General features: G+C 43.3%; 17 protein-coding genes. 11 read left to right on the top strand and 6 right to left on the bottom strand.

Going from position 1 to position 20,840, the window contains the following annotated elements:
* Positions 1-27: 27 nt before the first annotated feature.
* A complete protein-coding gene (locus tag COR50_RS16825) occupies positions 28-831 on the bottom strand; it encodes a DUF1295 domain-containing protein (protein WP_098195063.1) in 804 nt (267 codons plus the stop codon).
* A 73-nt stretch (positions 832-904) separates the two neighbouring features.
* Entirely contained in the window at positions 905-1,237 is a 333-nt protein-coding gene (locus COR50_RS16820; RefSeq protein WP_098195062.1) for a DUF6686 family protein, read from the bottom strand.
* Between the two features lie 108 nt (positions 1,238-1,345).
* Between COR50_RS16820 and COR50_RS16815 the strand changes: the two genes are divergently transcribed.
* The 8 genes from COR50_RS16815 (at position 1,346) to COR50_RS16775 (ending at position 11,830) form a co-directional block, all read left to right on the top strand.
* Entirely contained in the window at positions 1,346-2,080 is a 735-nt protein-coding gene (locus COR50_RS16815) for a metallophosphoesterase family protein (protein ID WP_098195061.1), read from the top strand.
* Between the two features lie 1,235 nt (positions 2,081-3,315).
* A complete protein-coding gene (locus COR50_RS16805; RefSeq protein WP_098196294.1) occupies positions 3,316-4,203 on the top strand; it encodes an AraC family transcriptional regulator in 888 nt (295 codons plus the stop codon).
* An 80-nt stretch (positions 4,204-4,283) separates the two neighbouring features.
* A complete protein-coding gene (locus COR50_RS16800) occupies positions 4,284-7,010 on the top strand; it encodes a DUF1553 domain-containing protein (RefSeq protein WP_098195059.1) in 2,727 nt (908 codons plus the stop codon).
* Between the two features lie 10 nt (positions 7,011-7,020).
* Entirely contained in the window at positions 7,021-8,508 is a 1,488-nt protein-coding gene (locus COR50_RS16795) for a DUF1501 domain-containing protein (protein WP_098196293.1), read from the top strand.
* A 6-nt stretch (positions 8,509-8,514) separates the two neighbouring features.
* The gene (locus COR50_RS16790) at positions 8,515-9,444 is read left to right on the top strand and encodes a sugar phosphate isomerase/epimerase family protein (RefSeq protein WP_098195058.1); all 930 of its coding nucleotides are present in this window, start codon (positions 8,515-8,517) and stop codon (positions 9,442-9,444) included.
* The gene (locus COR50_RS16785; protein WP_098195057.1) at positions 9,441-10,880 is read left to right on the top strand and encodes a c-type cytochrome domain-containing protein; all 1,440 of its coding nucleotides are present in this window, start codon (positions 9,441-9,443) and stop codon (positions 10,878-10,880) included. The genes COR50_RS16790 and COR50_RS16785 overlap by 4 nt, the downstream gene beginning before the upstream one ends.
* A 249-nt stretch (positions 10,881-11,129) precedes the next feature.
* Entirely contained in the window at positions 11,130-11,480 is a 351-nt protein-coding gene (locus COR50_RS16780) for a hypothetical protein (protein WP_098195056.1), read from the top strand.
* 2 nt (positions 11,481-11,482) lie between these two features.
* Entirely contained in the window at positions 11,483-11,830 is a 348-nt protein-coding gene (locus COR50_RS16775) for a VOC family protein (RefSeq protein ID WP_098195055.1), read from the top strand.
* A 4-nt stretch (positions 11,831-11,834) separates the two neighbouring features.
* On the opposite strand, the gene COR50_RS16770 is transcribed toward COR50_RS16775, so the two are convergent.
* Complete coding sequence (locus COR50_RS16770; protein WP_098195054.1) at positions 11,835-12,326, bottom strand: GNAT family N-acetyltransferase; 492 nt, start codon at positions 12,324-12,326, stop codon at positions 11,835-11,837.
* A gap of 1,031 nt (positions 12,327-13,357) precedes the next feature.
* On the opposite strand from COR50_RS16770, the gene COR50_RS16765 reads away from it, so the two are divergent.
* Positions 13,358-13,918 carry a hypothetical protein gene (locus tag COR50_RS16765; RefSeq protein ID WP_157760932.1) on the top strand — a complete coding sequence of 187 codons (561 nt, stop codon included), beginning with the start codon at positions 13,358-13,360 and terminating at the stop codon, positions 13,916-13,918.
* A 62-nt stretch (positions 13,919-13,980) separates the two neighbouring features.
* Here the strand turns inward: COR50_RS16765 and COR50_RS16760 are convergent, their stop codons facing one another.
* Entirely contained in the window at positions 13,981-15,918 is a 1,938-nt protein-coding gene (locus tag COR50_RS16760; RefSeq protein WP_232516202.1) for a TonB-dependent receptor plug domain-containing protein, read from the bottom strand.
* A 260-nt stretch (positions 15,919-16,178) separates the two neighbouring features.
* On the opposite strand from COR50_RS16760, the gene dusB reads away from it, so the two are divergent.
* Positions 16,179-17,222: a tRNA dihydrouridine synthase DusB gene (gene dusB, locus COR50_RS16755; protein WP_098196291.1), complete on the top strand. Its 1,044-nt coding sequence runs from the start codon at positions 16,179-16,181 to the stop codon at positions 17,220-17,222.
* 41 nt (positions 17,223-17,263) lie between these two features.
* Positions 17,264-17,764: an acyl-CoA thioesterase gene (locus COR50_RS16750; RefSeq protein ID WP_232516201.1), complete on the top strand. Its 501-nt coding sequence runs from the start codon at positions 17,264-17,266 to the stop codon at positions 17,762-17,764.
* A 311-nt stretch (positions 17,765-18,075) separates the two neighbouring features.
* Here the strand turns inward: COR50_RS16750 and COR50_RS16745 are convergent, their stop codons facing one another.
* A complete protein-coding gene (locus COR50_RS16745) occupies positions 18,076-19,356 on the bottom strand; it encodes a DUF5689 domain-containing protein (RefSeq protein WP_098195052.1) in 1,281 nt (426 codons plus the stop codon).
* A 28-nt stretch (positions 19,357-19,384) separates the two neighbouring features.
* Positions 19,385-20,833 (bottom strand): SusD/RagB family nutrient-binding outer membrane lipoprotein, encoded by a 1,449-nt coding sequence (locus COR50_RS16740; RefSeq protein WP_098195051.1) that lies wholly within the window; start codon positions 20,831-20,833, stop codon positions 19,385-19,387.
* Between the last annotated feature and the right edge of the window lie 7 nt (positions 20,834-20,840).

Raw genomic sequence — 20,840 nt, 5'->3', positions numbered from 1 at the left:
CAGGGCTGCTTATTACGAGGATTAGAATTATGGTTTACGCTTAATGAAACTGTAAAAGGGGAGGTAAGGAAAAAGAATGGGAACTTTTTCAACATAAGTTTTATAACCCGGTACATCCCTGTATTTTGACCAATGTCTTTTTTCTAAACGCCTTGTAGCATCGATCATGATAATCCAAATACCTATTAACCCGGTAGTAGCAATTGCCCATTGCCAGGTAGCCTGATAAAATTGTATGCTTAGCAAGTAATTACCTGTCCAAACCATTAACTCGCCCAAGTAGTTTGGATATCTTACCCATCTAAAAAGACCTACATCAACAAAAGTGCCAGGTTGATAGGCTTTAAATCTAGATTTTTCCCAATCGGCCCTACTTTCAATGTAAATGCCAAGTAGTAACAGTAAACAACCAAGAATGATATAAGGTGAGCCGGATAATTTCAAGGAGATCGTATCTTTCAAGCTAAAGATGGCAGGAGAAAAAAGGCAAGTGAATAAAAAACTCACCGCGATCCACATGAAAAATTTTGCAAATAAAGGGAGCTTTTGCGCAGCTTGCACCTGGTCTTGAACATTGTTTTGATAGTCCCGGTTCTTATCCCGCTGTAAAATGTAAGCACCCAGCCGTATTCCCCAAAGAGCTAACCCGCTCACTTGTATCCAGTTAAACCAAGTAAACCTTTTATAAAAACTTATACCGAGCGCCAATGCCATGGCAAGGATGGCAAATGTATAGCCTATTGTTACAAACCAAATCGTATTCCTGAACCCGGAAGCAGTCACCATCAAAGCCATGATGAACACTACTAATAATACCTGAATCGTTAACATATACCTTGTACCGATAAAATTGTCGGTATAAATTTATAGAATATCCAGGTTTTTGATTGAAATTTCTATAAACTCAGTCCGGGTTTGATATTAACGCAAGCAACGCCCCGGTTGTGATTTCTACCTGGGCATTTTGCAGCAACTTATCTAATTCCAATAATTCCTTATGGCATAAGATTACCTGGTAGCCAAATTCAGGTGTCGGTAAGATGATGGCTTTTACATGTTCTTGTCCCCCGGGGCAACCGATCGTTGCTAGCTGCATAATTTCCGTGGTAAACTGTTGTAGCTGCAATTCGGTGAAAGTTAATAAACTGGTACCGTAAGCAACCTGGTATAATCCGCAATGTACACATTGCGCTACGTAACCGTTAACGGCATCCAACCAAAATTTCAATTGGCACATAAACTAGGTTTGAAGGTTTCAAAAACAGCAATTTGCAATACTTTTTGTTCCTTTACGGGAGAATCGTTTACCAATAGGGGAAAATTTACATGTTACAAATTGTTTAAGATGGCAAGGACTATTGTAATAGGAGATATACACGGCGGCTTGAAAGCGCTCCGGCAATTACTGGAGAGGGTCGGGCCGGGGGAGGGCGATCGTTTCGTATTTTTAGGTGATTATGTAGATGGTTGGTCGCAGTCGGCACAGGTAATAGAATTTTTAATCGGATTTGAACGTTCTTACCCTTGCGTATTTATCAAGGGAAACCATGATACTTGGTGCATCGGTTGGCTAAGTGGCGAAGCGCCTAACCCGGTTTGGGTGGCAAACGGCGGTATGGCTACTTTAACCAGTTACGAAACTACTACGATCGAACAAAGGCAAAGACATTTGTTATTCTTTTCGAGGATGAAAAATTATTATATAGACGATGAAAAGCGATTGTTTATACATGCCGGCTTTTCCTCTATGCATGGTCCTGAAAATGAACATTATAGCAGTAATTATTCCTGGGATCGTACCTTGTGGGAACTGGCATTGGCGTTAAATCCCAAGCTGGGGAAGGATAATATTTTTTACCCGAAACGTTTGTTGCTGTTCAAAGAAATATTTATTGGCCATACACCAACTACAAATTATGGCCAAGGTACACCGATGAATGCTAATACCGTTTGGAACGTTGATACTGGCGCAGCGTTTAGAGGTAGTATAACCGCGCTCGATATAAAAAGTAAAAAGTTCTGGCAAAGCGACCCCGTTTATACTTTGTACCCTGGGGAGAAAGGTCGCAACCGGGATTGATCCGCCCTTAGAAATAATAATTTGCTTACTGATTTCCCATTACAGTAACTATTGTTTTATTTGTTAAAGTAATCAATTCGTTAAAACAAGCGATTCTTGATGATGAAAGCCGCTTGCCGTGATCATCATCTTGAAAAGTTGGTTCTCTATATAAATTTCAAGGGTTCATTTAGTAAGTGAACCCTTGATGTTTTTATATACAGTCGTTGCTATTAACAAGTATGGCCTCTTAGTACAACGCGTTAATGTACGAGCGGAAGACATATTTATAAGAAGGGGTAATGGACATTTATTAGGATATCAAATAAATCCATTTGTAAAAATGTTGCTCCTTGTTATAAGTTGATTTTAAAAAGCGCTTCATTGCCAGGAGAAAAAAATATGGTAACAATTTTTAAAAAAGTGTTTTAATAATGATAAATTTGGTAAATTAGCATTTGTAATACAAAATGAGTAGAAGAAAATTTCTATAATTCATTTCGGAACTACTTACTAACCCATTCAAATAACGAGAAGAGAGCGCCTTAATTATTTTGAGGCGCTCTTTATTTTTGAAGAATGCGAATGTAAAATTTCATTTTAAGCAAATGAATATGACGCATCTTTATGCCGGTTAACCGGGTTTGAATCGCGATGGAACATCTACATAGCAAAAATCATTTAATTTCATTGTTGTCCGAATAAAATTGCATTAAATTTACTTGAACTCCTTACCTGGTCAAGGACATAATCGAATGCTAATCTATTCAACCCCGCCAACAAAACCGTGGAACTTCGCACTTTTAATAGCGAACGGTAGCTGGGCGATACAGTAGTACAAAAGCTGGATCGCGCGATCAAATTGGCGGCCGTGATGGCCAATTTGTGCCCTTTTTGGGCAAGCAAAAAAGTACAAGAAACGAGCAGATGAACATTGAATCGAACTTTTGAGGCGATAATAATTTTTTCATTGAAAATTTAGTCGGACAATAATGATTTAATTTATTAATCGTAAGAGAAGAATCGTTTACAAGTAAGACAGCGATATGGAGCTATGCATCTTTCGTATAGTTGGAAATGTGATAAGAACATCTATATCATCTTGCATAATGCCGGGAAATTAATACGCAGCGGTATTAACCCGGAATCCTAAAATCAAGTCTATAATAAATCCCAATTTAATTATATTGTAACCAGAAACGCTACGGGGAGCCAAGGGAAGAATGGCCAACAGTTACAATAGTACCATTTCAACCATGACAGGAAGAAAAAAAGATGGATTTAAAGGGCAGCGGGCAATTGTATTACCACGTAATATACAGCAGCTCTGTGCCCGCCAGGCTACCACCCAACATTTATATATAACTGATATCGGCTATTATCCTAAGGCTAAATTCCACCACCGGAAAAGAGAAAAGGGGGCTGGCGAACATATCCTGATCTATTGCCAAGATGGAAAAGGGTCTATCACTATTAAGAAAAAAACTTACCCGGTAGAAGCCGGGGATTGTTTCCTCCTACCCAGGAATGAATACCACGAATATGCAGCCGATGAAGAGGAACCATGGACTATTTACTGGGCGCATTTTCTCGGTAAAAGCTCCGATGGTTTATTAAAAACGGCCGTCAAAACCTGGAAAGGACCTAAAACATTTCTGCCTTTCGCAACGGAAAGGGTACAATTGTTTGATCATATTTACCGGCAGCTTGAAAGAGGTTATAGGCAAGAACATTTGTCTTTTGCCAATATGAATTTTTGGAGCTTCCTTTCTTCCTGCTTATATCCCGACCAGCTTCCTGTTGTTGGTAAAGCCACCACGGTAGATGTAGTAGATCTTGCTATTGACTACATGCACAAACATTTAGACCAGTTGCTAAGTTTGCAAAATATGGCAGCAGCCGTGAACCTTTCACAGTCGCATTTTTCCTATTTATTTAAAAATGGCACCGGCTATTCCCCGGTAGAGTATTTCAATCATTTAAAAGTGCAGCAGGCTTGCCAATACTTATTGTTTACAACATTACGCATCAAGGAAATAGCAATGCAGCTGGGTATTTCAGATCCTTATTACTTTACGAGAATGTTTACGAAAGTAATGGGAGTTTCGCCAAACCAGTACAGGGAAAAGAAAATTAACCCGTAAAATAATCCATCATTTTCCGCAGATGATCTAGCAAGCTATTCTATTGCCCATAGTAACTTTATGAGATCAATCTTATGCAGATGTCGTATTATTCCACTTTAAGGATAACTGTGCTCCTCCTTACAGCCATCGGCTTGGGCAGCCTGTTTTTTGCATGCCAGTCAAGGAAAAAAGTAAATTTTAGTACCGAAGTAAAACCATTGCTCAATAAGCATTGTATAAGTTGTCATGGTGGGGTGAAGCAAAGCGGTGGTTTCAGTGTATTATTTAAAGAAGAAGCCCTCGGTAAAACTAAATCCGGTAAGCCGGCTATTATTCCCGGGCACCCGGAAAAAAGCGAATTTATTCGCAGGCTTACCTGTAAAGATCCTAAAGAAAGGATGCCCCAAAAAGGCCCGGGGCTCAGCAAAGCCGAAATAGAGCTGCTCACCCGCTGGGTAAAAGAAGGCGCAGAATGGGGAGAACACTGGGCTTATATCCCGCCCAAAAATGTTCCCATCCCCAGGGTAACCGTTGAAAATGGAAACGAAATCGATCTTTTTATACAAGCACGGTTGGAAAAAGAAGGGCTCAACCCGGGACCGGAAGCTGATAAGATGACCCTAATCCGCCGTGTTAGCTTCGATTTGACCGGTCTTCCTCCATCTCCGGCGGCAGCTGCAAGCTTCGTTGCAAGCAATGATCCCGGAGCTTATGAAAAATTGGTAGATTCCTTGCTGCAATCTCCTCATTATGGCGAACATTGGGCGTCTATGTGGCTGGACCTCGCCAGGTATTCTGATACTAAGGGCTATGAACGCGATGACGGCAGAAATGTTTGGAGGTACCGTGATTGGGTAATTGATGCCTTTAATATTGATATGCCTTATGATAGCTTCACGATAAACCAGTTGGCAGGAGATCTGTTGCCAAACCCTACAAACGCACAGTTGATTGCCACCGCGTTCCATCGAAACACGATGACGAATGATGAAGGGGGGACGCAAGACGAAGAGTTCAGGACGGCTGCGGTAATAGACAGGGTAAATACTACCATGGAAGTATTCCAGGGAATGACGATAAGTTGTGTGCAATGTCATAGCCATCCGTACGATCCAATCAGGTTTGAAGATTATTATAAACTGATGGCTTTCCTGAACGATACCAGGGATGAAGATACCCATATGGAGCATCCGAAACTAAGGTTGTACGATAGTGTTGGTCTCGCGGAAGCTAAAAAGATCAGCGACTGGGTTGCTAAATATGGCACCCCGGCACAATCCGGGAATGTAAAAGAATTTATCAAGGTGCTGGAACCTAAGATCCACGCACATACCTTCGATCAGTATATCAATGGCGCCCTCTTGGATACTAAATATGCAGGTATCAGGAATAATGGAAGCGCCAGGCTACCCAAGCAGCACCTGGAAGGCGCCACCACCATGTGGATGAATTATTGGACAAGTGCCAAAGGCGGTACCATGATTGTAAAACTGGATAGTTTAAATGGCCCTGCTATTATCAACTATGCCATAGCGCCTACAAATGGCCGGCAGGCTGTTGGCATTCCTATTCCAGCTGTAAAGGGTATCCATGATTTGTACTTTATTTTCCGCAACAATAGTATTTCGCCGCAAGACCCAGTTTGTAGTATAGAATGGTTTGCATTCCGTGGGGACTTGCCCGGTAAAGGTCAGCCGGGCTACGAGCAGATTAAAAACACTTTCGCAACGTTGATAAACAAGAACCCGGAAGATATTCCAGTGATGGTAGAAAACTCACCGGAGCTGCATAGAACAACCCGGATATTTGAAAGGGGAAACTGGCTCGTGAAAGGGGATAGCGTAACACCCGATGTGCCGCATTCCCTAAATCCCTTCCCCGCCGGGGCACCGCGGAACAGGCTTGGATTAGCAGGGTGGTTGACGGATAAAAAAAATCCGCTGACAGCAAGGGTGATGGTTAACCGTTGCTGGGAACAGTTATTCGGTATAGGAATCGTTGAAACGCTTGAAGATTTTGGTACCCAGGGGTTCCTGCCTTCGCATCCCGAACTGCTCGATCACCTGGCATATAAATTCATGTATACTTATCAATGGAAATTGAAAGCATTGCTGAAAGAACTGGTAATGTCGGCAGCTTATAGGCGCGATTCCAAGGCTTCACCGGAGCTAATCGAGAAAGATCCCGCCAACCGCTTCCTGGCCAGGGGACCGCGTTTCAGGCTGACAGCCGAAGAAATCAGGGACCAGGCATTAGCCGTGAGCGGTTTATTAAACGAAACACTGCATGGGCCAAGTGTAATGCCGTATCAGCCTGCGAATATTTGGCAAACCGTATGGAGTGGTAGTACCTGGAATACCGCTACAAATGGTAACCAATACAGGCGTGCTGTCTATACTTACCACAAACGTACGAGCCCTTACCCTTCTACCATTACTTTCGATGGTAGCAGCAGGGAAATATGTTTGCAACGCCGGATCCGTACCAATACCCCTCTCCAGGCATTAGTAACTCTTAATGATCCGGTATATATGGAAACTGCATTAGCATTAGCTAAGCAGATGCAGCAACAAGGCAAAAAAGATGTTGAGGCAGCTATTAAATGGGGATACAAAAGGGCTTTATACGGGCCGCTTTCTACAGGGGAACTGATTGTGCTGAAGCGCTTGTACAACACCGCTTTAAGTAGCTATCGCGATAATCCCGGAAATGTAAACGCATTACTGAAACAAAAAACTTCCAGCAACCAAGATGCAGAGCTGGCGGCGTTGACAATTGTTGCCAATGCAATTATGAATCTTGATGAATTCCTTACTAAATCCTAAACCACACGATATGAAAAGTTATGATAAACTACTGAAGGAGGCGAGCGGGGAACAACTGAAATATATTACAAGAAGACATTTCTTGCTCGACTGTGTAACGGGTTTAGGCGCTGCTGCCATGGGTACTTTCTTGGCAGGTTGTGGAAACAGCGCTGTGAGCAACATAGCGCAAATCACGGATCCAATGGCCCCGCGGATACCGCATTTCCCGGCAAGGGCAAAGAGCGTGATCTACCTGCACATGGCAGGAGCCCCTTCACAGTTGGAATTGTTTGACTACAAACCCGAATTGCAAAAACTACATAACCAGCTTTGCCCGCAGTCTTTCCTGGAAGGAAAAACATTCGCATTCATCCGCGGGGTTCCAAAGATGCTGGGGCCACAGGCCGAATTTAAACAGCGCGGGCAATCAGGTGCCTGGGTATCGGATCATCTGCCGCATTTTGCCTCGATGGCAGATGATGTAAGCTTCCTGAAAGCCGTGCAGACCGACCAGTTTAATCATGGCCCAGCACAACTATTAATGCAAACAGGAAGTGCAAGATTAGGCCGGCCAAGTATCGGTTCCTGGGTGACCTACGGGTTAGGAACAGAAAACAGTAATCTTCCCGGGTTCGTGGTTTTGACCTCCGGAGGTAAGACGCCGGATGCAGGTAAGAGCGTTTGGGGGAGTGGATTTCTGCCTTCCGTATACCAAGGCGTACAGTGTAGGACCCAGGGAGATCCCGTATTGTATATATCAGATCCGGAAGGCGTAAGTAGGGATGTACGCAAAGCTTCCATTGAAGCGATAAATGAGATTAACAAGCAAGAATATGAATCATTTGGAGATCCTGAAACCTTAGCCCGGATCTCGCAATATGAATTGGCATACAAGATGCAGATCTCCGTTCCCGATGTAATGGATATCAATAAAGAACCTGCCTATATACATGAACTTTACGGTACACAGCCTGGTAAAGAATCTTTTGCTAATAATTGCTTGCTGGCAAGAAAACTAGTAGAGAAAGGAGTGAGGTTCGTGCAGTTGTACGATTGGGGATGGGATAGTCACGGTACCGATGAAAACCTGGCTATTGACTATGGATTCAGGAATAAATGCAGGGAGATAGACCGCCCGATTGCAGCGCTGTTACAAGATCTTAAGCAAAGGGGATTGCTGGATGAAACACTGGTAGTATGGGGTGGTGAATTTGGAAGAACGCCGATGCAGGAAAATAGGGATGGGAAAGACATGCCATTCCTTGGGCGCGATCATCACGTAGAAGCATTTACCATGTGGATGGCCGGTGCCGGAATCAAAAAAGGCTACAGCTACGGGGAAACCGATGAAATCGGATATTCTGCAATTAAAGGCAAAGTAGCAATTAATGATATACATGCCACCATATTACAACAGTTAGGCTTTGACCACGAAAAGCTAACCTACCAGTTCCAGGGCCGTCCTTTCAGGCTCACGGACACCAGTGGAAAAGTAATAACTCCTATATTAAGCTAAGCATACATGACAAATCCTAGAAGAAATTTTTTGAAACAATCAGCCACGTTAGGGGCAGCTTTATGCTTGCCTTCGCTCCCTTCCTTCGATGCAAATGCGGCGCCATTGCGAAGTGGTTATGAACTGGTAGTACTCGCTACCAATTGGGGATTTAACGGGTCGATAGCATCATTTTGTAAAGCGGCCAAAGATGCCGGTTATGATGGCATTGAAATCTGGTGGCCCAGGGAAGAAGCCGCACAAAAAGAATTGTTTGCCGCGCTGAAAGAAAACAACCTCGCAGTTGGATACCTGGCAGCTGGTTACGATAGCAACTTTGAAAAACATCAACAACAGTTCACTTCCATGTTGCAGGCTGCCGCCGGTGCCAGGGAAATAAAACCGCTATACATTAATTGCCATAGCGGTAGAGATTATTTCACTTTTGAGCAAAATTGTAAGCTAATTGATACCAGCCTACAAATCGGTAAGCAAAGCGGGGTGCCCATATACCATGAAACTCATCGTTCAAGAATGCTGTTCGCTGCGCATATCGCGCAACAGTTTATCGCTGCCAAACCGGCCCTGAGGCTTACACTGGATATTTCTCATTGGTGCAATGTTGCCGAAAGTTTATTGGGGGATCAAACTGCTACCGTAGAAAAAGCATTGAGCAGAACCTCCCATATACATGCCCGGGTCGGTCATCCCGAGGGACCGCAAGTCAATGATCCGAGGGCGCCTGAATGGGAACATGCGGTAAAGGCACATTTTAGTTGGTGGGACAATGTGGTAGCACAGCACCGTGCAGCAGGGAAGCGACTTACTTTCTTAACAGAGTTCGGACCTGCCGACTATTTGCCTACCTTGCCTTATACCCGTCAACCCCTGGCAGACCAGTGGGATATAAATGTTTACATGTTGCAACAGCTCAAAAAAAGATACGGTAACAAATGAACTTACAAATAGACCAGGGCAGCTGGGGAGAATTTCTTGGCAGGTCGCATCCCTTGTTGGTGCACCTTCCAATTGGCATTTTATTGTTGGCGATGGTGTTGGCGCTATTGGCGCGTAAGGAGCAATGGGGAAAATTACGCTCGTCAATCCCCATTATCTTGCTGTTGGGATTCATTTCCGCGGTTTCCAGTTGCATAACCGGTTACCTGTTATCGCTAGACGGTGGCTATGAAGAAGGTATTTTAACTACACACCAATACCTAGGAATCACGGTAGCAGTATGCAGCTTAGTCCTGTATATTTTTTATCGGAAGGAAGATAAATTTAAAAATTGGCAGCTTCCCGGGCTGGTAATAATTGCCTTGTTGCTGGGTATTACAGGGCATTACGGAGGTAGTCTCACCCATGGAGATGCTTATCTTTCAGAAGCCATGCCTGGCGGGTTACGTAGGTTGGTGGGCGGTTCTGATGAAAAAAACGTTACGGTAAGTTACACAGATATTTCCGAAGCAAAATTATATGAAGATCTTGTTCAACCTGTATTGGCGAGCAAATGCTACGGTTGCCATAATGAACAGAAACTGAAAGGGGGCTTACGTTTAGAGACCATTGCCCTAATTCGTAAAGGAGGAGAGCATGGCCCTGTACTAAAAGATAGTATGCCCGCATCCAGTGAACTTTTCAGGCGGCTATTGCTTCCGGAAAACGATGAACACCGGATGCCTCCCAAGGGGAAACCGGGAGTGAGTCCCCATGAACTGGCCTTGCTGGAATGGTGGATTGCCCAGGGGGCGCCTGCCGATAAAAAGGTAAAAGACATTCCTAAATCCCCCGTCGTTATTGCGGTGCTGGAAGGCATGCAAGGGTCTGGTGATGGAATGCAAAATGAATTTGTTCCCGGGGAAACTGTAAGCGCCGGCGATAAAAATGCTATACGCGCCTTGATAGAAAAGGGGGTGAAAGTATTACCGGTGAGTGAAGAGAGTAATTATTTATCAATAACCTGTATGAATGCCGGCAGTTTTAGTAATGAAGATATGAAACTATTATTGCCGTTGAAATCACAGTTAATTTGGTTGGATTTGTCGGGCACAGCGATAGATGATGAAGCATTACAGCAATTATCGGAGTTGCATTACCTGACAAGGCTAAACGTAAAACAAACAAAGATCTCCGGTGGGAAACTGGCGGCTTTGTCATCCTGCAAGCAACTGAAATACTTGAATTTATCGGGGAATACCTTAATAGAACCGGACTTAGCAGGACTTAAAAACAATAAATCATTACAGCAATTATACCTGTTTGGATCGGGCGTACCGGCAGAAAAGGTTACCGCTTTGAAAACCATGCTGCCCGCATTGAAAATAGATACGGGCGATGCTGCATTGCCAAGGATTGCATCTGATACGATTATCTACCACAAGGTGCCGGGATGATTTTAGGATGATCGCATGCTATAAACGTAATTAATTTACAGGGAGGACTCTCAAAAGTATTTTTTAGCCGGATTTACCGGGTATACTTTGTAGGCGCTCCCTTTTTTTATTTGCAGGACTAAAATCCACGTTGTATTTTGCAGCTTGAATTACCTATGCTATAACCATGGAAAAGCCTGCTATAAGAGTTGTATTATCCACTTCTGTACCTAATTACATTAGCTACCGCTCAAAACTAATGAAGATTACATGTTAGAATCAAAGTTCATAAAGGAGATCGTTTCTTTGCTGATGGAAGAAAGTAGTGAGTGCACCCAGTTACAACAGCAAATGCCTTACCTGGATGTGGCCAGCACCGAATATACCGGTGTAGGGCTATTCGTTTATTTTGAACACGGGGATGAAGCAGCACATTTTCCGGTGGAAACCGAAATTATCGATGGTGTGACTATCCTTTCTGATGACTTGCCCAATGGTGCAAGCGCAACTTTATTTCTCGCGGATGGCGTAATCGAGATGCTCGAAATAATTGCTAACGAGGGAGCTTACCCCGAAAAAGATCTATCACAATATTCCCTGGTGGCTAACCGCTTTCAATAAGTATGAGTCAATTTAGAGCGATTGTAGTACATACCCTTCAATTGCATGCTTTAACTACCTTTTATACCCAGTTGGGTTTTCGTTTTGAATGTTTGCAGGCTTACAATGGAATTATGTATTATGCTAGCAAGTCATTGCCGAAGTTGGAGATACGGCCACTACATAAAAGCGGGCAAAGCAACGGAAATACGGTTACCTTGGAGTTTGGAATTAAGGATCTAGACCAGGTTGTTAAACAGCTCACAAGCCGTGGCATATCTATCGTGCAACATCCAACCAGTACACCCCTGGGGTATTCCGCGATCGTTTTAGATCCCGATGGTAGGAGGGTAACCCTGGTTCAGGTTTAATCAATTAATCCTTCAACAAATCCTTCAACATATACGTGGTGCAAGTAAAATGACCGGTATTTCCCATCGCTTGATCCAAGTGGTAAAATCCCAATTTCAGGTATAAACCGATCGCTTGGGATAACTCGGGAGTCGTTTCAAGGTAGCATTCCTTAAATCCAATATCCTTGGCAAATTGTAGCGCTTTTATAATAAGGTTTTTAGCAATCCCTTTCCCCCGGTAACCTGGCAATAAAAATACTCTTTGTAATTCGCATACATCTTCGTTTGAGCCTTCCAATTGCCGTATGCCGGCGCCACCTACGATCTTTTCATCAACTGTCACAACCCAGTATTGCGCCCTTGCGCCTGTATATAAACGTGATAGGTGATCTGTCGTAGGATCAGTATACGCAGTGCCGGGCCTATTGATTCCAAATTCTGTTAATACCTGCCTAACCAGCTTGGCAAGTACGGCATCGTCCCCGGCTGTTATCGTTTTGAAAGTGTAGTTCATACAGTTAAAGTCAGCAGGTAAATTTAGTGACAAAAATAGGTAATCATGTAATAAAATATTTTTTTATCAGGTCTTTAATATATGTAATAGGGGAAATCTATGAAATTGATTACATACAAAGAATATATTATACCGCTTGGAGGTTACATGGGTAATTAAAAAAACAGCAAAGGCTGTAACGTAGTGCCCCTGCTGTTTTTAGCCGATTCATTACAGGGTGTTTCTCACCGGATATGGTTCGTGAAGGCGTAGATCAAGTAGAGATTTCCCTGCAAGACGGGCAAGACTTTACTCTCAATGGGTATATAAAGTCAAGCTTCCTTGTAATTAACGTTAGAATGGGGAATAAGTTGTGTTGTCAATTTTCTTAACTCGCTAAAGTATTCAAACTAAACAATTTCTGACGATGTCTGTTGACTATAATATAGCCCGTTAAATTCATAAATGGAACCATTTCCAATTCCCGAATCTTGATCAAATTATTGATTTGTAAATTATTTCTTTTACCATGTGTTACATGGTAAAAGGATCGATTAATGTAGTAGCATTATTTGTAAGCATACTTGAAATTACTATGCTATAGGCGTGTAATCTATAGGCGAATAACACTGCGGGGTGATCCCACCCTGCAGTTTATCTTACCAAGGGGAATTTGCAAGTCACGCAATGGCTCTAAAGTTTTGTTAATTATACTGTTTTTCAGAAGAATATCAGTATTTACAAAACATTTTCCTAAACTATACGTTTTTGATTTTATAGGTTAAGCCAAGGTTAAAATTACCCTGGTTCCCGTTTTTGTTAACAATCAAACATGATGTACCGGTAGAGCCCGAACCTGTTTTGAGAATGATACACTGGATGTAGTATGTAAATTGTTTGGAAAGTATGCAAAGTAATCTTAGGATATAACTATCTCTATAAAAGGCTCACCATTTGGATCTACATGGAATTAGAACCCGTGATACAGTACTTGTAAGGAAACCAAGTAGCTGTAAGTAAATGTTATGTTACACCAAATTAAACCGCAGCGTATGAAATCTTTTATTTATGGCTGTTGTACGATGGTAGCCTGTTTGTTTGTGCTCCCTGCCGTCGCCCAAGATGCATCTCCCGGAAATATCGACGCTAACACGGTAGCGAAACCTGTTTATGAACCGGATGTTATCTATAAAATCTTCGGTAAAACAAGGGAATTACTCTTTTGCGAGTACCTGGACATTACACCGGGAGAACAGATGAAATTTTTAGACGAATTTATGGAGTACGAAACCGAGAAGCTTCCTTGGAAGCAAGAAAGAGATGTTTTGTTGAGGACTTATAACGAGAAGTTTACATCGTTGGAAGAAGAAAAGTTATACAATATAACCCGCCATCTATGGGCTAATGAAAAGGAATACGGCGCTATTCAAATGAGGTATTACAAGAGGTTAACAAAGCTCATCGGTTCCGCCAGGACTTCTCAATTTTTTCAATTAGATAATTATTTTGAACAATTGACCCGTTTGTACATCCAAAATGACTTGCCGTTTATCCAGGAGCTGGAAGCCAGCAGGAAATTTGGACCGATTGCCAAGGTTAAAAAGTCTAGTTGAATATACGGATGGAAAGATCATCCATCTACTATTTTTGAGTGGATGGATGATCGCTTTTATTTTTAATTCTTATGTAAGTGAAATTGAGCGCCACCCATAATCCATCGTCCGGGCATCTGTGCGGCGAGCAAATCTTGATAGTTACGGTCAAATATGTTATCTACTTGTAAAAATACCGAACACCTATCTTTTATAAGATGGTAAGATGCTTTGCCATTCATTACGAAATAAGATTTATTAACATAAGCCTTGATCGCATCATTGCTTTGAGCATTGCGGATTTTGTATAAACCGTTCAATGCAATTTCCCAACGCGGTGCGCCCAGCTGTAAGCTGAAATTCGTGAGTAATTTCGCGTGGCTGCTGATATAAAAAGATGTGTTTCCATCGCTACTTTGCGTATCCATCCACACAAAACCGGCATTCATAGAAAATAGGTAGCCCCTTGGCATCTTCCTGTGGTAGTATACATCAGCTTCCCAGCCAGTTGTATTTACTTCGGAGATATTTTTTGCCAAAGCAAAAGAGCCTGCCGGGTTAAGATTCTCTTTTCTTGGTAACGCATCGAAGGGTGTATCCGCCCAATCTATCACATCATCTTGTTCGCGGCGGAATACGGTTGTAGCCAAGCGGAAGTGATTTCCTATATAGATATCTGCGCCTGCTTCGTAACTCCAGGAATGTTCCGGGCTTAAATCCGGGTTCCCCAGGCGGCCGCTGCTTACGTAAGCCTTGTTATAGTTATTATACCGCTCAGTGAAATCGGCATCCCTGATCGTTTTGCCTGCACTCGCTCTTAATTGGTACCAAGCATGGCGGTAAGATAAGTTCATTTGCGGTACCAATTCGGTTCCGCTTCCCTCGTTCCAATCTAACCTCAAGGCGGGATTTAATGTAAACCCATCCCCGATGCCTTGCTGGTAACCGAAGAATACTGCTCCTTGTTGAAGATCATGATCTCCCCGGTCATTGGAAGAAATACTCTTGCTTTGCCCTTGCACGCCGGTAACGATACTCCCTTTTTTACCGATAGACCTTTCATATGTCGTTAGCAGCTGCCATAATTGGCTGTTGCTGCTGTTAGCGACGCTGGAAGGATTGTACTTGTAAGTATCGTCAACGGATTTATATCCCAGCCGGATCGATAGGTGTTCTTTTTCTTGTTGGTAATCCAACTGCAATTGATTCCACCAGGTATTTACATTTTCTGATGCCGTGTCGGAGGCATAGGTAGTATAAAATCCCTGCGCTGCAAAATTGCGTGTATCATAACTGGATCTTGCTGATAAACGCCATTTTCCACCGAGCTGCTGGCTAGCTGCGAGCGAGATCGTGTTGGCATGAACAAACCCGTCTATGCCTCTCAGCGACTGGCCATTGGTATTGTTACTCAATACGCCTGCACTGATTGCAGTTTTGCCGGTGTTAATAAAGGCATTGCCGGAAGCGTTCCACAAGCCGTACGCGCCACCCGTTACGCTTGCATCGTAATCTTGGCTGGACTGGTTATTAGCATGGAAGGTTTTCGTTATAATGTGAATTACGCCGCCTACCGCTTCCGAGCCGTATATGGCTGAAGAAGCTCCTTTTAAAATTTCAATACGATCAATCTCCCCGGGAGTAACCGGGATATAACTGCTAAAATGGCCCGTATTGGGGTCATTAACCCTTAATCCATCTATGATTACCAGCACTTGCTGGAATGTTCCGCCGCGCACTACAAAATCGCTTTGCGCACCCATTGGCCCACGTGCTTGTACTTCCAGCCCCGGAACATAGCGCAACAATTCATCTAATGAATGTACCGGCAATGATGCAATATCCGAGCCTTTGATAATTGTAAGATTTCTCCCCGTTCTTGAGCTGGATACGGGTTGAATGGTGGCCGTCACGGTAACGGGATCGAGTTGTTTGTTCATCTCTTGTGCGGATAATCCCATAGGTAAAGCTAAAGCTAATGTTAGGAATCCATTCTTCAATGCAATCCGGTTCTGTCGCATTTTCTACTTTCGTTTTGTGATGAGCGGGCAAAGGTAAGGAGCTTTGAGGATATATCGTTGCTGTTGCCTGTCAAGAATAATTCTAAACAGCTATTGTATGTTTTAAAGTAAATATATGTATGATATTGTAATATATATTTTAGTGAAATGTTTGTACTCCCTCTTCTCCCGATTTCCGTTGGCTTAAATATCAACTTTTACAGGATTATGAAGATGAATTGAGCTTGGAATACTTAATTTTGTGCCTTAAAATTTTGCAATTGGTTAAAATTGGCCCGATAGAACTACCTGGCTTCCCGCTATTGTTAGCGCCAATGGAAGATGTGAGCGATCCCCCGTTCCGTGCTTTATGTAAATCGAATGGAGCGGACTTGATGTATACCGAGTTTATTTCGAGTGAAGGCTTGATCCGAAACGCGATTCAGTGCAGGAAGAAACTGGATATTTTCGAATACGAAAGACCTGTAGGTATACAGATTTTTGGTGGCGACGAAGATAGTCTTTCCATGGCAGCGCAAATAGTTGAAGTAACGAATCCGGATCTGCTGGATATCAATTTTGGCTGCCCGGTGAAGAAAGTAGCTTGCGCCGGCGCCGGAGCAGGAGTATTGAAAGACGTTGACCTGATGGTTAGGTTGACGGCAGCTTGCGTGAAAGCTACCAGTTTACCTGTTACCGTCAAAACGCGTTTGGGTTGGGATGATAGTTCGAAAAATATTGAAGAAGTAGCCGAAAGGTTGCAGGATGCAGGTATCCAGGCTTTGACTATTCATGGTAGAACCCGCAGCCAGCTTTATAAGGGTACTGCCGACTGGTCGTTGATCGCAAAAGTTAAAGAAAATCCCCGGATCAAGATTCCTATATTTGGTAATGGTGATATCAATAGCCCGCAGATGGCATTGGAATACAAAAATCGCTACGGGGTGGATGGAATTATGATCGGTAGGGCAGCTATCGGTTATCCTTGGATCTTCAGGGAGATTAAACATTACTTAAATACCGGTGAAATACTGCCACCGCCGACCGTGGCTGAAAGGATAGCGGTATGTAGAGAGCACTTGTTGAGGGCTGTAAATTGGCAAAGCCAACGTGTAGGTATCAACGAGATGAGAGGCCGCTACGCGAATTACCTCAAGGGGTTACCTAATATTAAAGATTACCGTGCTAAATTGGTAAGGCTGGATGAAGTTGATGCCGTGCTGGAGCTTTTGGACGAGATTCAACAAACCTATGCATCTTACGAGATCGAAAGAAGCCCGATTGAAATCATCGACTACCATACGAAGGCAGGATTATTAGGGTGATGGCCTGTTAATTATCATGATCAATTTTGAGACTATTCAATATGGAACAACAAACCCAAATGAAAAGAAATCCCGGATCGAACCTGAGGTTTTTAGCAGAACCGGTACATGTCAATTTTGGCGGGAAAGTGCACGGTGGCGCCGTGATGAAGTGGATTGACCAGGCAGGATACGTGGCTGCCGTAAATTGGAGCGGGCAATATTGCGTCACGATCTATGTGGGCGGAATCAGGTTTTATAAACCTATTGCCATCGGGGACCTGATCGAAATAAAAGCAAAGATCATCTATACGGGGAAAACCAGCATGCACGTTGCAATTGATGTGTATGCCGGTAAACCGCAACGTACCGACCAACATAAAACAACGCATTGCGTAATCGTATTCGTGGCGGTAGATGAAGATGGAAAACCGGTAAACGTACCTAAGTGGACACCGGAAACGGAAGAAGAAAAGGCCATGGAAGATTACGCTATCCGCCTGATGGAGCTGCGTAAAGGTATCGATGAAGAAATGAGTAAATACATTGCCCCTAAAATATAATACATCCCAAGTCAATCAGTACCTGTAAATAGTTTACTGGGGTTGACAAAAAAGCCATACAACTTTAAATTAAATAACCGGGACGAACCCCGGTTATTTTTCTCTCTTGCAAGATACTAGCAGTTTGCCTCAATTTAAACGTACAATTTAGCGATACCGTTTTCAGTGGCTATCCCGAACGCTGCGCTGCTTGCAGCTGATAATAGCCCTAAGTTCTTTATGGATGATCTACTTTCCATTGAATTCATTTGCCCTAAGGCATAAAAAAAGCGGGGAATAAATTTATTCCCCGCCTTGTTAACCAATATTATTTATCCGGGGATTCTCTCGTAGATGGCTATATCTTCGATACTCAAGCGACCATTAAGAATCGTGGTGCCGTTCGTGGGGCCTAAACCGATTTTCGTTACGCGGAAACGCACGGGTACTTGAATATCCAGCATGATGGTGGCCACTTTTGCTTGGGAAGATGCATTGCTGATGGTATCACTAACAGCTGTCCAAGTTGTACCACCGTCGGTAGAGGCTTCCAACACCCAGGAACTACTGGCATCGTTGTAATAAGATCCATATGATAAAGTCACCTTGGAAGCGCCGTTTGGCAAATCAAAGTTCATTTGCACGAAGGTGTTATAGCTTAAGTTCTGCTGCATACGGATACATTGCTTGCCGGCAGGATTAAAGCGGTCGCGGTCTTTCGTTGTACCGAGGATGGCTTGGTTAAGTGTCCAGTTCCCGGTCTTAAGATCAATCGCCTTGGATGCATAGCTACCTTTTTCGGAAGCGTTGGGTGATTCGAAATCTTCAGGGAAAGTATTGTACAGTTTTCCGCTGGCAAATTGTACATCCTGGATAGTACGCATCACGATATACTTCGCAGCGGTGCTATCGCGTTGTGTGCCGGATTCGTTTTGAATTGTTGGAATCCCTTTGAAGGTGGCACTGACCGGAACGCTGTTATTGGCAAACTTCGCCGTGTTAAGTGTCAATAAGGAGATCGTGGAATCCAGTCCATCACTCAAGCCGTTTACACCGGAGTATTTAGTGCCGGGGGCTGCTTCCGGGAAGATGTCTGCATTGAACTGCACCAAGGTGCTTTCAAAATTGTCGAAATCTGCGCCCAATTGCGAAAGGGTAATGCTACTAACTTTCACTTCGGCTCCTCCTGATAATTTGTTGATATTGCCAGGTTTTACACCGACGATTTGTAACGATCCGCGGTTGTTTACCATCCGGGTGTTTACAATGTTTACGATCACTGAATCACCGATAGACACGTTAACGGGACTATTATTTTCTTGAACGAGGGTAATACCCCGCATCTTTCCTTTACTATCATCTTGCACTACGAATACGCCAGCGGGAAAATTATGTCCCGCAGTATCGGAAATTACGACCCCGCGGATTGTTTTCGCCCCGATCATCGCGGCTTCCGTTAAGATGAGGTCATTTCCTTTATATTGTTGGCGCAGCACTTCTATAGAGATATAAGGGCTGGGTTGCCCGATAGCGGGGTTGTCGTATTCCTTCATGCAGGCAGCTAAGCCAATGCAAGCCGAAATGGCGGTGATCAACCAAAATTTTTTATTCATAAGTGAATTTCTTTAGGATGTTATAACATTATTTATTCCACCATACCTTGGTATTGATATCATCTGGACCCATCTGCTCAACTGCATTTTTGTAATTGGTAGCATTGAGTGTCTGAACCATAACCGGGTAATTTAAGCGGCTCGGCATTTTACCATCGTTTCTCAAACCGGGTCCTTTTGGAAGCACTGGATGCCCTGTTCTGCGGTATTCGTACCATTGCTGGAAGTCTGTAAAGAACATGGTATAATATTTCTGCAAATGGATTTTCTCCATCTTGTCAAATTCCATGTCACTTTCATTCCATTTAATGCCTTCGCGGCTTAGGTAATTATCCGGCATTTCATATCCCCAGAGGTTTAAGGCTGCTTTTACCCCTTCTTCATAGAAACTTTGCGCACTGCCGCTGATATAACCTTTCAAGGCTGCTTCGGCCAAGATGAATTGTAACTCCGGATAATTCAAGATGTTGCCCAGCAAGGGTTCGTTTTTTAATGCGGCCAAGTAATAGGATTGTCTTTCCGGTACATCGCCCACGGCGTAACCGGAACTGATTCCCTCGAATGTTCCACTTACTTTGGATGCCCATTTATTGATCCTCGGGTCATCCCATTCTTTTAAATTATTGATAAAGAAGGTTGATAAACCGTTGTCCCCATTAAAATCGTAATCGCGGTAAGTGTTAAATGCCGATACGAAGGGTGGGGTAGTTGTGAACCTTAAAATAGCGGATTCATCGTTATTGGCAAATAATGGATATTGGCTAGGGTTGGCAACGATCTCCTGCATCTTGGCTGGTGCGTTGGCTTCCGCTTTCCCGGATACGCGCAATAAAAGGCGCAAGTACAAACTATTACCAAATTTACGCCATAGTGCTGGGTCAGTATGGTATAGGTAGTCTAATGTCGCATCTCCTTCAGCTACGGTAACTCCTTTAGCCAGTAAAGTATTTGCTGCTTCCAATTTCTTGAAGACATCCATATAAATATCTTCCTGTTTGTCGAATTTGGGTTGATATATATCTTCATACCTACCCATATTCGCCTCTGAATACGGTACATCGCCAAACATATCCGTCAACAAGGAAATGTTCCATGCATCAAGGATTAAGCCAATGCCCATGTAGGTGCTGTTACTGTCTAACTTAACGCCGCCCCTGTAAATATCCAAAAAGTCTGTCCTTTCGGGATACCAGTTATTCCAGAGATAGTCTGATTCAGCGGGGCGGATTACGTAACGGTGTATCTCGTCGGAGTTGATCGTGGTTACGTGTACTTGCATCAACTCGTTGTTGATCCTAAGGCAACGATTTTGATTGACCTGTACCATCCTGATCAGCGATGGGCCGATCAGTGTTTCAGGGTTGGCGTATCTTGCCTTGTTTGGGTCGGTATTGATTTCTTCGAAATCCTTCCTACAAGCGGATAGCAATAAGCCTGCACTTGCTAATATGTAAAAGCTGTATTTCAATAATTTCATGTCGTTA

The sequence above is a fragment of the Chitinophaga caeni genome, assembly GCF_002557795.1.
Lineage (GTDB): Bacteria > Bacteroidota > Bacteroidia > Chitinophagales > Chitinophagaceae > Chitinophaga > Chitinophaga caeni.
The sequence above is the reverse complement of the archived record's forward strand: the minus strand, read 5'-3'. Positions and strand labels throughout refer to the sequence as shown.